The sequence below is a fragment of the Streptomyces sp. NPDC058221 genome, from assembly GCF_042882365.1.
Taxonomy (GTDB): Bacteria; Actinomycetota; Actinomycetes; order Streptomycetales; family Streptomycetaceae; genus Streptomyces.
The window spans coordinates 1-14,055 of sequence record NZ_JBHVWF010000182.1 but is presented as its reverse complement, the minus strand read 5'-3'; the positions used below and the strand labels follow the sequence as shown (position 1 = coordinate 14,055).

12 protein-coding genes, 3 tRNA genes and 2 pseudogenes are annotated in these 14,055 nt (G+C 69.4%); 12 read left to right on the top strand and 5 right to left on the bottom strand.

The annotated features are described in order from the left end of the window. The 4 genes and pseudogenes from ACFVW8_RS34860 to ACFVW8_RS34845 form a co-directional block, all read right to left on the bottom strand. Positions 1-179 (bottom strand): annotated as a pseudogene (locus ACFVW8_RS34860) (ATP-binding protein); the annotation flags it as partial. Further along, positions 160-567 carry a DUF742 domain-containing protein gene (locus ACFVW8_RS34855; RefSeq protein ID WP_073738726.1) on the bottom strand — a complete coding sequence of 136 codons (408 nt, stop codon included), beginning with the start codon at positions 565-567 and terminating at the stop codon, positions 160-162. The gene ACFVW8_RS34855 and the pseudogene ACFVW8_RS34860, both read right to left, overlap by 20 nt. A 133-nt stretch (positions 568-700) precedes the next feature. Continuing rightward, positions 701-1,114, bottom strand: coding sequence for a roadblock/LC7 domain-containing protein (locus ACFVW8_RS34850; RefSeq protein WP_024495006.1), 414 nt, complete (start codon positions 1,112-1,114; stop codon positions 701-703). Positions 1,115-1,123: 9 nt separating this feature from the next. Beyond that, complete coding sequence (locus tag ACFVW8_RS34845) at positions 1,124-4,969, bottom strand: nitrate- and nitrite sensing domain-containing protein (RefSeq protein ID WP_389697251.1); 3,846 nt, start codon at positions 4,967-4,969, stop codon at positions 1,124-1,126. Between the two features lie 585 nt (positions 4,970-5,554). On the opposite strand from ACFVW8_RS34845, the gene ACFVW8_RS34840 reads away from it, so the two are divergent. From ACFVW8_RS34840 to ACFVW8_RS34805, 8 genes and pseudogenes are all read left to right on the top strand, one after another. Further along, positions 5,555-5,746, top strand: a complete 192-nt coding sequence (locus ACFVW8_RS34840; RefSeq protein ID WP_389697249.1) for a hypothetical protein — start codon at positions 5,555-5,557, stop codon at positions 5,744-5,746. An 82-nt stretch (positions 5,747-5,828) separates the two neighbouring features. Next, on the top strand, positions 5,829-6,605 hold the full coding sequence (locus tag ACFVW8_RS34835; protein WP_389212586.1) for a fumarylacetoacetate hydrolase family protein: 777 nt from the start codon (positions 5,829-5,831) through the stop codon (positions 6,603-6,605). Then, positions 6,598-8,070 carry a glutamate--tRNA ligase gene (gene gltX, locus ACFVW8_RS34830; protein WP_389697247.1) on the top strand — a complete coding sequence of 491 codons (1,473 nt, stop codon included), beginning with the start codon at positions 6,598-6,600 and terminating at the stop codon, positions 8,068-8,070. Before ACFVW8_RS34835 ends, gltX begins: the two co-directional genes overlap by 8 nt. Positions 8,071-8,170: 100 nt before the next feature. Then, positions 8,171-8,890: an HAD family hydrolase gene (locus ACFVW8_RS34825; RefSeq protein WP_389697245.1), complete on the top strand. Its 720-nt coding sequence runs from the start codon at positions 8,171-8,173 to the stop codon at positions 8,888-8,890. 86 nt (positions 8,891-8,976) lie between these two features. Further along, a tRNA-Gln gene (locus ACFVW8_RS34820) sits at positions 8,977-9,048 on the top strand. 33 nt (positions 9,049-9,081) lie between these two features. Then, a tRNA-Glu gene (locus tag ACFVW8_RS34815) sits at positions 9,082-9,154 on the top strand. Positions 9,155-9,214: 60 nt separating this feature from the next. Next, positions 9,215-9,287 (top strand) — tRNA-Glu (locus ACFVW8_RS34810). 244 nt (positions 9,288-9,531) lie between these two features. Continuing rightward, positions 9,532-9,906, top strand: a pseudogene (locus tag ACFVW8_RS34805) (monooxygenase family protein); the annotation flags it as partial. 66 nt (positions 9,907-9,972) lie between these two features. Here the strand turns inward: ACFVW8_RS34805 and ndgR are convergent. Further along, positions 9,973-10,689 (bottom strand): IclR family transcriptional regulator NdgR, encoded by a 717-nt coding sequence (gene ndgR, locus ACFVW8_RS34800; protein ID WP_024490257.1) that lies wholly within the window; start codon positions 10,687-10,689, stop codon positions 9,973-9,975. Positions 10,690-10,863: 174 nt separating this feature from the next. Between ndgR and leuC the strand changes: the two genes are divergently transcribed. The 4 genes from leuC to ACFVW8_RS34780 all read left to right on the top strand — a co-directional run bounded on the left by leuC (position 10,864) and on the right by ACFVW8_RS34780 (position 14,037). Beyond that, positions 10,864-12,288 (top strand): 3-isopropylmalate dehydratase large subunit, encoded by a 1,425-nt coding sequence (gene leuC / locus ACFVW8_RS34795; protein WP_389697243.1) that lies wholly within the window; start codon positions 10,864-10,866, stop codon positions 12,286-12,288. A 5-nt stretch (positions 12,289-12,293) separates the two neighbouring features. Beyond that, positions 12,294-12,887 (top strand): 3-isopropylmalate dehydratase small subunit, encoded by a 594-nt coding sequence (gene leuD, locus ACFVW8_RS34790; RefSeq protein WP_389697241.1) that lies wholly within the window; start codon positions 12,294-12,296, stop codon positions 12,885-12,887. Positions 12,888-12,991: 104 nt separating this feature from the next. Continuing rightward, positions 12,992-13,219 (top strand): hypothetical protein, encoded by a 228-nt coding sequence (locus ACFVW8_RS34785; RefSeq protein ID WP_024490260.1) that lies wholly within the window; start codon positions 12,992-12,994, stop codon positions 13,217-13,219. Positions 13,220-13,362: 143 nt separating this feature from the next. Next, on the top strand, positions 13,363-14,037 hold the full coding sequence (locus ACFVW8_RS34780) for an HU family DNA-binding protein (protein ID WP_389697239.1): 675 nt from the start codon (positions 13,363-13,365) through the stop codon (positions 14,035-14,037). The last annotated feature ends 18 nt before the right edge of the window (positions 14,038-14,055 follow it).

The following is a 14,055-nucleotide window of genomic DNA, read 5'->3' as shown; positions in this document are numbered from 1 at the left end:
TGTGTGAGGTCGTCGATGCCCGCGGACGCGGACGTCATCACGGCTTCGGTGCGCAGCGGATTGATCTCCGAAACGGCACCGACAAACGTGGTCTTGCCCACGCCGAACCCGCCCGCCACCACGATCTTCGCCGAGGTGGTGGCACGGGCAGCACCGCCACTAGAGCTTGCGAAGTCCACTGAGCACCCTTTCGAGCAGTGTCACATCCGGCGCGCCGCCGGCCTCTCCGTTGCCCGGCTGGTGGATGGCCACCATGCCGGCTTCCGCCAGGTCCGCGACGAGAATCCGGGCCACGCCGAGCGGCATCGACAGCAGGGCCGACACCTCGGCCACCGACTTCACCTCACGGCACAGGTGGCAGATCCGCTGATGCTCGGGGAGCAGCGTTCCCAGGTGCGCCGGGTCGGCCGTGGTGCTGACCAACGCCTCTATGGCTAGTTGGTAGCGCGGTCGGGTCCGGCCACCTGTCATGGCGTACGGACGAACCAGCGGCTGGTCGCCTTCACCTTCATACGACGCGTGGTTCAGCGCGCCGTACGGATCGGGTGAGGCGGGTGGCGGGGTCATGAATCCTCCGGGCGTGACAGCAGGGTGTCGGCTTGCCGTCTGAAGGGGCCGGTGGGGGGCTGTAAGCGGCCGGACGGGCGAGGGTTGATTGCAATACCTGAAGTAGTCGTCTGTGTCACCGGTTCACGGCCGCCTAGTGGAGCAGGCTGCCCTGGAGCTCGGCACGGAGGTCCGGGGTGAGGACAGTGCCCGCCCGGTCCACCAGCAGAGCCATTTCGTACCCGACCAGACCGATATCGGCGTCCGGATGGGCCAGTACGGCAAGCGAGGAGCCGTCCGATACGGACATCAGGAAGAGGAACCCGCGTTCCATCTCCACCACGGTCTGGCTGACGGCGCCGCCTTCGAAGATCCGGGAGGCACCCGCGGTCAGCGAGGTCAGACCGGATGCGACGGCCGCCAGCTGGTCGGCGCGGTCACGCGGAAAACCTTCGGACATCGCCAGCAGGAGTCCGTCGGCGGAGACCACCACCGTGTGCGACACCCCGGGGGTGTTGTCCACGAAGTTGGTGATCAGCCAGTTCAGATTCTGCGCGGCCTGACTCATCGGGCTCAACTAACGCTCCTGCTGGTGAGTGGGGCCGAGTGGGAAACTGCCGGTCGAGGGGCCGTTGTTGGCCTGACGCCCCTGCTGGATGCCCCGGCGGAGATTGGTGAGCCGCCCGCGCACATCATCGGGCGCACGCGACACCTGGGGACCGGACTGATGGTTCTGCTGCTGGGCGGTGCCCGGCACCAGATTGGCACGCGGTACCCGGCGAGGCAGACCGGAAGTGGTGATTCCGCCTGCTGCGGGCTTCTTCACCCGCTCCGCCTGCCGGACGAGTTCGTCGTTCGGCGAGGCGCGCCAGGAGCTCGTGACCCCGTTGGTGTCACCCGTACCGGGCTGCGGTGCGGGCGCGGCGGGGCGCTCCTCGGCCGGCTGCTGGGGGAAGGCCGGAGCCTGCGGGGCGGCTGGCGGCTGCTGGCCGTTCTGCTGCTGGCCGTTCTGCTGCGGACCGTGGAACCAGTTGGTCTCCAGCGTGTCGTACAGCGGCGTACGGCCGTCGCCGGGCCCGGAGGCCGGCGGAAGCGCATCGGGCTGCTGAGGCAGGACCGGCCGGTACTGCTGCTGCGGTTCGGGCTGCTGCGGGACGGGCTGACGCGGAGCACCGAAGTCCCCGTTGCCGCCGTCACGCCGGACCGGCGCGGGCTGTCCCTGGCCCTGACCCGGGCCCTGCGGACGGCCGAAGTCGGGGCGGGCGAACTGCGCGGTGCTCGCCGGGTCCGGCATCTGCTGCTGTCCAGGACCCTGCTGCTGTCCCTGACCCTGCTGCGCGCCCGGAGCGGGCGCCGAGAAGTCCGGGCGGGCGAACTCGGAGGTCGAGCCCGGCCCCTGCCGGTCGTCCATCGGGGGACGCGGGGCGAGCGGCGGCGGGTTCAGCGGCCGCTGGAACTGGCCGGTGGACTCGGGCTCCTCGTGACCGCGCGGTGCGTCGAGCGGGGAGCGCTGCTGGGGTGCGGACGGCTCGTCGGAGCCCCAGCTGGTGGTCTGCGGGCGCTGCGGCAGCTGACCACCGCCGGAACCGGCGGGGGGATTGCCACCCGGCAGCTCCGCACGCGGGCCGCCGACCGGAGGCAGCTGACGGCCGCTGTCGCCCGGACCGCCGGGCTGCTGGAAGCCGCCCTGGCCCGCCGGGTTCGGCCGGCCGGGTCCGTTGCCCGCGCCCTGGTTGTTCTGCTCGGGCCGCCGCTGGGCGAACAGCCCGCCGGGCTGACCCGCGTCCGTACGGCCCGCGTTGTCGCCCTGGCCGCGGGCGCCCAGCCGGGCACCGCCGCCGAAGGCGCCGGAGAGCCCGCCGCCCTGACGCGGCGGCTCCTGACGCGAACCGTTCTGCGGCTGCCGGGGCTGCGCACCGGTGCCGGAAAGTCCGGCGCTCTGGAAGCCGGAGCCCTGCCGGTCGTTCTGACCGGGCTGACCGGGCTGGCCGGGCTGACCCTGCTGGCCCGGCTGGTTCTGGGACCGGCCGGCGGTGGTGTCCCGGGCGGGCAGCGCGGCACGCGGACCGGAGCCCGCACCGACCTGACCGCGAGTGGCACCCGGACCGGCCGCGAGCCGGCCGCCCGGGGCCGACGGAGGACCGTCGAGGCCGGGACGGGGGCCGTTGGCCCCGGCGAGCAGACCGCCACCGGCGGGCGCGCCGCCACCGGCGAGCAGACCACCCGGGGCGGGGGACTGCTGGCCCTGAGCCTGCTTCGGAACCGGCATCTTGCCGCCGTGCGCGACATCGACGGGGAGCATGACCAGCGCGGTCGTGCCTCCGGAGTCGGAGGGACGCAGCTGGATACGGATGCCGTGACGCAGCGACAGCCGGCCGACCACGAACAGACCCATGCGGCGGGAGACCGAGACGTCCACGGTGGGCGGCGAGGCGAGCCGCTCGTTGATCGCCGCGAGGTCCTCGGGGGAGAGGCCGATACCCGTGTCGTGGATCTCGACGAGCACACGTCCGTCGGGCAGTGCGTGACCGGTGACCCGGACCTTCGTCTGCGGCGAGGAGAACGAGGTGGCGTTCTCCAGCAGCTCGGCGAGGAGGTGCACGAGGTCGTTGACGACCCGGCCGGCGACCTCGGTGGCCGGCACCGCGGCCAGTTCGATGCGCTCGTACTGCTCCACCTCGGAGGCGGCGGCACGCAGCACGTCGACCAGCGGCACCGGACGGGTCCACCGGCGGCCCGGCTCCTCGCCCGCGAGGACGAGGAGGTTCTCACCGTTACGGCGCATACGGGTCGCGAGGTGGTCGAGCTTGAAGAGCGAGGACAGCTGGTCCGGATCGGCCTCGCGGGACTCCAGCTCGGAGATGAGCGAGAGCTGACGCTGGATGAGGCCCTGCGAACGGCGCGAGAGGTTGGTGAACATCGCGTTGACGTTGCCCCGGAGGAGGGCCTGCTCGGCGGCGAGACGGACGGCTTCGCGGTGCACGTCGTCGAAGGCCGCGGCGACCTTGCCGATCTCGTCCCTGGAGTGGACACCGACCGACTCGACCGAGGTGTCGACGTCCTGCGGGTCGGCCTCGGAGAGCTGCTTGACAAGCTCGGGCAGCCGGTCCTGGGCGACGCGCGTCGCGGTGTCCTGGAGCCGGCGCAGCGAGCGGATCATGGACCGGGCGACGACGAAGGCGCCGACCAGCGAGACACCGAGCACGAGCAGGATGAGCGCACCGGAGATGATCGCCTCGCGCTGGGACTCGTCACGCAGTTCGCGTGCCTTGCCCTCCATGTCGCTGAGGAGCGTCTCCTCGATCTGCTTCATGGCCTGGATCTTGGTGGAGTCCTGGTCGTACCAGTCGAGGTACGAACGCCGGGCCGTCCCGGTCATGCTCAGCGGGCTGTCGAGCACCTTCTTGGCGTAGGTGTCGGCGGCCTTGATCTCCGGGTTGCCCTCGTCCAGCGTGGCGGTCAGCTCGTCCGCGTTGTTGCCGGTGGTCGTGTAGATCGAGTCGAACGAGCGACGCGCCAGGTCTTCCTTGCGCAGCGCGGCCAGGCCGAACTGCCGGTCGTTCGAATCGAGATCAGGTTCCTTGTCGGTGCCGCCCGGCAGCGCGGCGGCGATGATCGCGCGCTGGACCGAGGCGTACTCCTTGGCGGAGGAGAAGGCCGCCAGGGCGCGGGTCCGCTTGATCATCTCGGGGCTGCTGGTCGCCTGAGCCATGTCCTGCGACAGGCTCAGCAGCGAAGTGATCAGCTGGCTGTACGCGTCGACGGTCTGCAGGCTCGGGGTGCCCTTGGCGAACGCCTGCTTGCGGATGTCGCGGATGCCGCTCAGCTGCGAGGCGATCTGCTGGACGCTGGAGTGGATGCTCTCCAGGGCCTCGTCGCCCTCGGAGTCGCCGATGTCGTTCGTCGCGTCCAGGAAGGCCTTCTTGGCCCGGTCCGCCTTCTTCCGCGGCTCGGTGACCTTGAAGTCGGTCGCCGGGACTCCGTTGGACAGCGGGCCCGCCGACCGGTCGCGCTCCTCCTGGAGCGCCTGGGCCAGCGAGGTCGCCTGCTTGGTCATCGTGGTCAGCAGCTGCATGTGCTCCAGCTGCTGGATGTCGTTCATGGAGTCGTTGATGCGGAGGCCACCCAGAGTGGTCGCCGCGACCACCGGGAGGGCGAGCAGGGAGACCAGGCGCGTGCTGATGCGCCAGTTGCGGAGCGCTACGCGCGATCCGGTGTTGACCGGTCCCTGCGGCTTGAGCGACGTGACCGGATCGGAGCCGCCGTTCGCCGCGGCGCCGGAGCGCTTGGCGCGGTCGTTGGTGTCGCCGGCCGCGGCCGGTCCGGGGTTCTGGGCGTGCTGGGGCGAGGAGCCGCGGTCGGTCCCGCCGCGCGGCTCCTGTTCAGCCGCAGCGCTGCCATCCCTCTTGAAACGTCCCTGCACTAGCGTCGCAACCTCTGGACCAGGCGTTCCCCCCGTCATGGACGGTGGGAACGGTGTCGGCGTCGTGGGGCGATGTGCCGCCCCATGGTGGTCTTGAGTGACCGGCGTTCTTCCCCTTCCCGCCGCCACTCGGCTCGGCGCTGCGTTGCGCCCCCTGCGCGCCGGCCTGAAACCTGCGGCGGTGCGTGGAATTCCAGCACAGTGCAGGATCTCCAACAAGGCCCAGGTACCGGGCTGTGACCTGGGTGACACGTTGTGATGGGCGCGTAACAAGCCGTGGACCCGGTTCACTGTCATAACGGACTATTGCGGGTGAATCAGATGGGGGTGAGGGGTGTCCCAGACGACATGATCAGGAGCGGAATGGTTCATTCAGTGGTGCAATGTCCGTTTCCCTCGGCCAGGTCGGGCGCCCGGATTGGGGTAATTGTCGGGCCCCCCGTGAGCAAACTCACATGATGATCGCCGTCTCTTCCCGGCTCCGGGCGGGAATCGGATGTTTAGCCTGACGCTTTACAGGGATGGCAGAACCGACAACCGGCGCCCCTCCGGGCGGCGCCCCTACCGACAGGGTCCGAACGGCAGATGAAGACGACGATGATGTTCCGCAACATTGCCAACCCCCGGCGCACGACGCTGGCGCACCTCAAGGACGCCGAAGCGCTGCACACGCCGGAGCAGCCGGAGCACGCGGTCGACCTGCCGACGCAGACGGCCAACCCCCGCCGCACGATCCTGATGACGGCCCCCGCAGCCACCACGGCCGCCGCGGAGTAATAGGGCAGGCCGCCTCCCTCACGCGCGTTAGCCTGGAGCGTCAGTCTTCAGCTATCCAGCAAGTGAGGGGCCACAGCTTCCCGTGCGCATCGCCAGGTTCTCCATCGACGGCAATGTCGCCTTCGGCGCCGTCGAGGGCGACGGGCCCGATGGTCTCGTCCTCGACATCATCAAGGGCATCCCGTACGCCGAGTTCGAGCTCTCCGGGACCAAGGTCCCGCTGAACAAGGTCCGGCTGCTGCCGCCCGTGCTCCCCAACAAGGTCGTGGCCATCGGCCGCAACTACGCGGAGCACGCCGCGGAGCTCGGCAACGAGGTCCCCGACGTACCCGTCGCCTTCTTCAAGCCCACCACCTCGGTGATCGGTTCGGGCGACGCCATCGAGTACCCCTCCTTCTCCGAAGAGGTGCACCACGAGGCCGAGCTGGCCGTGGTCATCGGCCGGATGTGCCGCGAGGTACCGCGCGAGCGGGTCAAGGACGTCATCTTCGGCTACACCTGCGCCAACGACGTCACCGCGCGTGACGCCCAGAAGCGCGAGAAGCAGTGGGCCAGGGCGAAGGGCTTCGACACCTCCTGCCCGCTCGGACCCTGGGTGGAGACCGACCTCGACCCCGGCGACCTCGCCATCCAGGCCACGGTCAACGGCGAGCAACGGCAGCTGGGCCGGACGAGCGAGATGATCCGCTCCATCGAGGACCTGGTCGTCCACATCACGGAAGCCATGACGCTGCTCCCGGGCGATGTGATCCTCACCGGCACTCCGGCAGGGGTCGGCCCCCTGCATGTCGGCGACGAGGTCGCCGTCACCATCGAAGGCATCGGCACTCTCACCAACAAGGTGATCAAGCGTGGCTAACGCACCAGTCCGTGTACGTTTCTGTCCCTCCCCGACCGGTAACCCCCACGTGGGCCTGGTCCGGACGGCTCTCTTCAACTGGGCCTTCGCCCGGCACCACCGGGGCACCCTGGTCTTCCGCATCGAGGACACCGACGCGGCGCGCGACTCCGAGGAGTCCTACGGCCAGCTCCTGGACGCGATGCGCTGGCTGGGGCTCGACTGGGACGAGGGCCCCGAGGTCGGCGGCCCGCACGCCCCGTACCGGCAGTCGCAGCGCATGGACATCTACCAGGACGTGGCCGGGAAGCTCCTCGCGGCCGGACACGCGTACCACTGCTACTGCACGACCGAGGAGCTCGACACCCGCCGCGACGCCGCCCGCGCCGCCGGCAAGCCGTCGGGCTACGACGGGCACTGCCGCGACCTGAGCGACGCGCAGAAGGCCGCCTACGAGGCCGAGGGCCGCACCTCGATCGTCCGTTTCCGGATGCCCGACGAGCCGGTCACCTTCACCGACCTGGTCCGCGGCGACATCACCGTGCAGCCGGAGAACGTGCCGGACTACGGCATCGTCCGCGCCAACGGTGCCCCGCTCTACACCCTGGTCAACCCGGTCGACGACGCGCTGATGGAGATCACCCACGTTCTGCGCGGCGAGGACCTGCTCTCCTCCACCCCGCGCCAGATCGCGCTGTACCGGGCGCTCATCGAGCTGGGTGTCGCCAAGCAGACCCCCGCGTTCGGCCACCTGCCCTACGTCATGGGCGAGGGCAACAAGAAGCTCTCCAAGCGCGACCCGCAGGCCTCGCTCAACCTCTACCGCGAGCGCGGCTTCCTGCCCGAGGGGCTGCTCAACTACCTCTCGCTGCTCGGATGGTCGATCGCCGAGGACCGCGACATCTTCGACATCGACGAGATGGTCGCCGCCTTCGACATCGTGGACGTCAACGCCAACCCGGCCCGCTTCGACCTCAAGAAGTGCGAGCACATCAACGCCGAGCACATCCGCCGGCTCGATGTGAAGACCTTCACCGAGGCGTGCGGCCCCTGGCTGAAGGCGCCGTTCGCCCCCTGGGCCCCGGAGGCCTTCGACGCGGACCTGTTCGCCACGATCGCCCCGCACGCCCAGACCCGCGTCACGGTGCTCTCGGAGATCACGGCCAACGTCGACTTCCTTTTCCTCGACGAGCCGGCGACCGACGAGGCCTCCTGGGCCAAGGCGATGAAGGAGGGCTCGTACGCCCTGCTCGTGACGGCTCGCGCCAAGCTGACCGAGGCGGAGTGGAACACGGACGCCCTCAAGGCCGCCGTCCTCGCCGCAGGTGAGGAGCACGGCCTGAAGCTCGGCAAGGCCCAGGCCCCGGTCCGGGTCGCCGTCACCGGCCGCACGATCGGCCTGCCGCTCTTCGAGTCCCTGGAGATCCTGGGCCGCGAGAAGACCCTGGCCCGGGTGGACGCGGCGCTGGCGAAGCTGACCGCGTAACGGCCTTGTGTACACGGCTGTCCTGTACGGGGGCCCGGTATCCGCATCGAGCGGTTGCCGGGCCCCTGACGTATCCGACGGTCGACGGTAGGGTCGGACCATGCCGATCAGAGCCGTCCTCTGGGACGTGGACGACACCCTCTTCGATCACACGACGGCCTCGACCGCGGGGATGAGCGGCCAGCTCGCTGCCGAGGGGCTGCCCGGCGAGTACGCCACCGTCGAGGAGGCGGTCGAGGCCTGGCACCGGCTCACCCGGCTCCACTGGGCCCGGTTCTCCGCGGGGGAGACCGACTGGCAGGGCCAGCGCCGCGGCCGGGCCAGGGACTTCCTGGGCCGCCCGCTGGAGGATGCCGAGGCCGACGCCTGGTTCGAGCGCCATGTCGCCCACTACGAAGCGGCCTGGTCGCTCTTCGCGGACACCGTCCCCGTGCTCGACGCGCTGGCAGGCACGTACCGGCACGCGGTGCTGTCGAACTCCGCCCTGCAGCAGCAGCATCGCAAGCTGACCGTTCTCGGTGTGCGGGACCGGTTCGAGTCCCTGCTCTGCGCGGCGGAGCTGGGCGTCTCCAAGCCCGACGCCAGAGCCTTCCTCGCCGCCTGCGAGGCGCTGGCGCTGACGCCGGCTGATGTCGCCTACGTGGGGGACGAACCCGATATCGACGCGGGCGGTGCGGTGGCCGCCGGGCTGACCGGGATCTGGCTGGACCGGGGCGACCGGGGCGGACGCCCCGAACTCGTCCGGATCACGGCTCTGGAGCAGCTTCCCGGCCTGCTGGCAGGCGATACCCGTTTTGGAGCGCCGGACACCTTCAGGTAATGTTCTTCCTGCGTCGCCCGGACGGGCCGGAAGATCCGGCCGGGAAGCGCAGACAGAGAGGAAACCCCTCCAGGGTTGCTTTTCAGTGGGCTATGGTGTAATTGGCAACACAACGGTTTCTGGTACCGTCATTCTAGGTTCGAGTCCTGGTAGCCCAGCGCGAGACAGCAAGTCGCACGTAGTACGTCCAAGCCCCCGTTGTGTAGCGGCCTAGCACGCTGCCCTCTCACGGCAGTAGCGCCGGTTCGAATCCGGTCGGGGGTACAGATCCTTCCCGCGAGAACATCTGGGTCGCACCCACGCTCTCGATGCAGGATCGCTAGGGCCCCCGTTGTGTAGCGGCCTAGCACGCTGCCCTCTCACGGCAGTAGCGCCGGTTCGAATCCGGTCGGGGGTACAACAGAGCACCGCACGGCGGCCCTTCACTTCGGTGGGGGGCTTTCTGCTTGTGTGCGGGGGCGTTCGGCCCGGCAGCGGTTCGTACAGGACCGCGGTGGCCACAGTCGTCTCCACCTGCTCCTCCGCCGTCGCATAGTTCTCCATCATGTCCAGGTCGCTGACCGCCACTTGGTGCATGAGCCGGGCTTGTTTCAGCAGGCAGTAGCCCTCGCACGGATACCCGAGGCGGATGAGGGCGCCCGGCGATGCCGCGCATGCGGCGGGAGTTGGGCAAGGACAAGAGCAGAGGTCTGCTCGGCCACACCCTGCTGACCGGCTCCCCGAGGACGTATTACGTCGTCCAGTACCGGGAGTCGAAGGAGAATCTCTACGCGTACGCGACGTCGCCCGACATGTTCCACCGCAAGGCGTGGGTGATGATCAACCGCAAGGAGAAGAAGTCCCGGCAGCACGTGGGGCTGTGGCACGAGACCTGCATCGTTCCCGAGGGCGGCCACGAGTCCATCTGCGCCGATATGACGGCGTACGGACTGGCCGCGGCGACCGGGTCGCTGCCGATCGAGGGGCGGGGCCGCCGTGCGGCGGATCGTCCGGCACACCGCTCGCCGGCGAAGTGAGGTGCTGGGAGGGGGCCGCCACGGCGCTGGGGCGGCCTCTTGCGACAGGGAAGGGGCGCTGCCGGCTCAGCCGGTGCGGCGCAGTGCCTCGCTCAGCCGGGCGGCCGAATCGATGATGGCCTGGGCGTGCATCCGGCCCGGATGGCGGGTCAGTCGCTCGATGGGCCCGGATACCGAGACCGCCGCGACCACCCGGTTCGAGGGGCCGCGCACCGGCGCGGAGACCGAGGCGACGCCCGGTTCCCGCTCGCCGATCGACTGGGCCCAGCCCCGGCGTCGCACGCCGGAGAGTGCCGTCGCGGTGAAGCGGGCGCCCTGGAGGCCGCGGTGCAGGCGCTCCGGCTCCTCCCAGGCCATCAGGATCTGGGCGGACGATCCCGCCTTCATGGTGAGCGTGGAGCCGACCGGCACGGTGTCCCGCAGACCGGAAAGCCGCTCCGCCGCCGCCACGCAGATCCGCATGTCGCCCTGCCGGCGGTAGAGCTGGGCGCTCTCGCCGGTGATGTCGCGCAGGTGGGTGAGCACCGGTCCCGCCGTGGCCAGCAGCCGGTCCTCGCCCGCCGCCGCCGCGAGTTCCGACAGCCGGGGGCCGAGAATGAAGCGGCCCTGCATGTCCCTCGCCACCATGCGGTGGTGTTCCAGTGCCACGGCCAGTCGATGAGCCGTGGGTCTTGCGAGCCCGGTCGCCGCGACCAGCCCGGCGAGGGTGGCCGGACCGGACTCCAGGGCGCTCAATACCAGAGCTGCCTTGTCGAGAACGCCGACGCCGCTAGAGTTGTCCATACGACGATACTCGCGTCTCACTCTGTGAAACGCAAGTTCAATTTTCCGGGGAAGTTGCGAACCTGTACGGGCGGCCCCACAACGGCCCGTAGCCACCGCCCCGCACGGGGGTCCGGACGGGGGCGCACCGAATCTCTAGTTGGGCCGGCGACGACGCCGGCCGGAGGGAAAGCGATGGGTAGGACACTCGCGGAGAAGGTTTGGGACGACCATGTCGTCCGGCGCGCCGAAGGCGAGCCCGACCTCCTCTTCATCGATCTGCACCTGCTGCACGAGGTGACCAGCCCGCAGGCCTTCGACGGTCTGCGGCAGGCCGGACGCCCGGTGCGGCGCCTCGACCTCACCATCGCCACCGAGGACCACAACACCCCGACCCTCGACATCGACAAGCCGATCGCCGACCCGGTCTCCCGCGCCCAGCTGGAGACCCTGCGCAAGAACTGCGCGGACTTCGGCGTCCGGCTGCACCCGCTGGGCGACGTCGAGCAGGGCGTCGTGCACGTGGTCGGCCCGCAGCTCGGCCTGACCCAGCCCGGCACCACGGTCGTCTGCGGCGACTCCCACACCTCCACGCACGGCGCCTTCGGTGCGCTGGCGTTCGGTATCGGCACCAGCCAGGTCGAGCACGTCCTGGCCACCCAGACGCTGCCGCTGGCCCGTCCGAAGACGATGGCGATCACCGTCGACGGTGAACTGCCCGACAGCGTCACCGCCAAGGACCTGATCCTCGCCATCATCGCGCGGATCGGCACCGGCGGCGGCCAGGGCTACATCCTCGAATACCGCGGCTCCGCCATCGAGAAGCTCTCGATGGAAGCCCGCATGACCATCTGCAACATGTCGATCGAGGCCGGTGCGCGGGCAGGCATGATCGCGCCCGACAGGACCACCTTCGACTATCTGCAGGGCCGCGACCACGCCCCGCAGGGCGCGGACTGGGACGCGGCCGTGGCGTACTGGCAGACGCTGCGCACCGACGACGACGCCGTCTTCGACGCCGAGGTGGTCATCGACGCCGCCGAGCTGGCGCCGTTCGTCACCTGGGGCACCAACCCCGGCCAGGGTGCGCCGCTGTCGGCGAACGTCCCCGATCCTGCTTCGTACGAGGACGCCTCGGAGCGCAACGCCGCCGAAAAGGCGCTGGAGTACATGGGGTTGACCGCGGGACAGCCGCTGCGCGAGATCAACGTCGACACCGTCTTCGTAGGTTCCTGCACCAACGGCCGGATCGAGGACCTGCGCAACGCGGCCGCCATCATGGACGGCCGCCAGGTCGCCGACGGTGTGCGGATGCTGGTCGTCCCGGGTTCCGTCCGGGTCGCCCTGCAGGCCGTCGAGGAGGGCCTGGACGAGGTCTTCAAGACCGCCGGCGCCGAATGGCGGCACGCGGGTTGCTCGATGTGCCTCGGTATGAACCCCGACCAGCTGGCCCCCGGCGAGCGCTCCGCCTCCACCTCGAACCGTAACTTCGAGGGCCGGCAGGGCAAGGGCGGCCGTACGCACCTGGTCTCCCCGCAGGTCGCCGCCGCCACCGCCGTGCTGGGCCATCTGGCCTCGCCGGCCGACCTGTCCGACGACCGCACGCCCGCCGGAGTCTGAGAATCATGGAAGCTTTCACCGCACACACCGGCCGGGCCGTCCCGCTGCGCCGCAGCAACGTCGACACCGACCAGATCATTCCCGCCCACTGGCTGAAGAAGGTCACCCGGGACGGCTTCGAGGACGGGCTCTTCGAGGCCTGGCGCAAGGACGAGAACTTCGTCCTCAACCGCCCGGAGCGCAAGGGTGCCTCGGTGCTGGTGGCCGGACCCGACTTCGGTACCGGTTCCTCCCGTGAACACGCCGTCTGGGCCCTGCAGAACTTCGGCTTCAAGGCCGTCGTCTCCTCCCGGTTCGCCGACATCTTCCGTGGGAACTCGCTGAAGAACGGTCTGTTGACCGTGGTCCTGGACCAGAAGGTCGTCGACGCCCTCTGGGAGCTGACCGAGGCCGACCCCACGGCCGAGATCACCGTCGACCTGGAGAAGCGGCAAGTCATCGCCGAGGGCCTCACGGCCGACTTCGAGCTCGACGAGAACGCCCGCTGGCGACTGCTGAACGGGCTGGACGACATCAGCCTCACCCTGCAGAACGAAGCGGACATCGCGGCTTACGAGGCGACCAGGCCGACCCACAAGCCACGTACAATTAACGCCTGAGCAGCACGTTTCCAGTACTGCGCCCCCTGCCTTCTGGTAGGGGGCGCAGTCGCTTGTTGAGACCCCGTCGGGCGACAACTCGCCCCAGATGGCACAATCGGTGCATGGAACGCGACAGCCAACTCAAGCTTTACGGCCAAGTCGCCGACCAATTGAAGGAAGCGCACTCACGAGTGCGTGCACTGCAAGTCCCGGAGAGCGTACGGATGGCGCTCTCCCGGAAGCTGCTGGTCGTCACGGCTGCGGCTAAGCACGATCTCCCAGATGCAGCAAGGCGTCTGGACCGGTTGATGAAGGACCTCGATGAGGGCCGATTCCCCGAAGGTGACTGACTCTGCGGAACTGCGCAGCGGTCGACTTCGTTGCGGCACTAGGGTGATTAGCCCGTTTCGTGTTTGATTTGCGGTATATATCTGCCTAACGTGCGAAAAAGCTTGAACACTTTCGTTCTGGCTATGTCTCCGAAGGGGAAGACGTGAACAAGGCGCAGCTCGTAGAAGCGATTGCCGACAAGGTCGGCGGCCGTCAGCAGGCCGCAGACGCCGTCGACGCGGTGCTCGACGCGGTCGTTCGTGCAGTTGTCGCAGGTGACCGCGTTTCGGTCACCGGCTTCGGCTCGTTCGAGAAGGTCGACCGCCCGGCCCGTTACGCCCGTAACCCGCAGACGGGTGAGCGCGTGCGGGTCAAGAAGACCTCCGTGCCCCGTTTCCGTGCGGGACAGGGCTTCAAGGACCTGGTGAGCGGCTCGAAGAAGCTCCCCAAGAACGACGTGGCCGTGAAGAAGGCGCCCAAGGGCAGCCTCTCGGGCGGTTCTTCCACCCGTACGACGGCCAAGGCCGCCGCCAAGAAGGCGACCGCGAAGAAGGCCGTGGCGAAGAAGGCCACCGCCAAGAAGACCGTGGCAGCGGCGAAGAAGACCACGGCCACCGCCAAGAAGACCACCGCGAAGAAGACGTCAGCGGCGGCGAAGAAGACCACGGCGGCCGCGAAGAAGGCGACCCCCGCGGCGGCGAAGAAGACGACGACCGCCAAGAAGGCCGTCGCCAGCAAGACCGCGCCCGCCAAGAAGACCACGGCGAAGAAGGCGCCCGCGAAGAAGACCACGGCGCGCAAGACCACGGCCAAGAAGGCCACTGCACGGAAGAAGTGAGACCGAGCAGTACAGGGC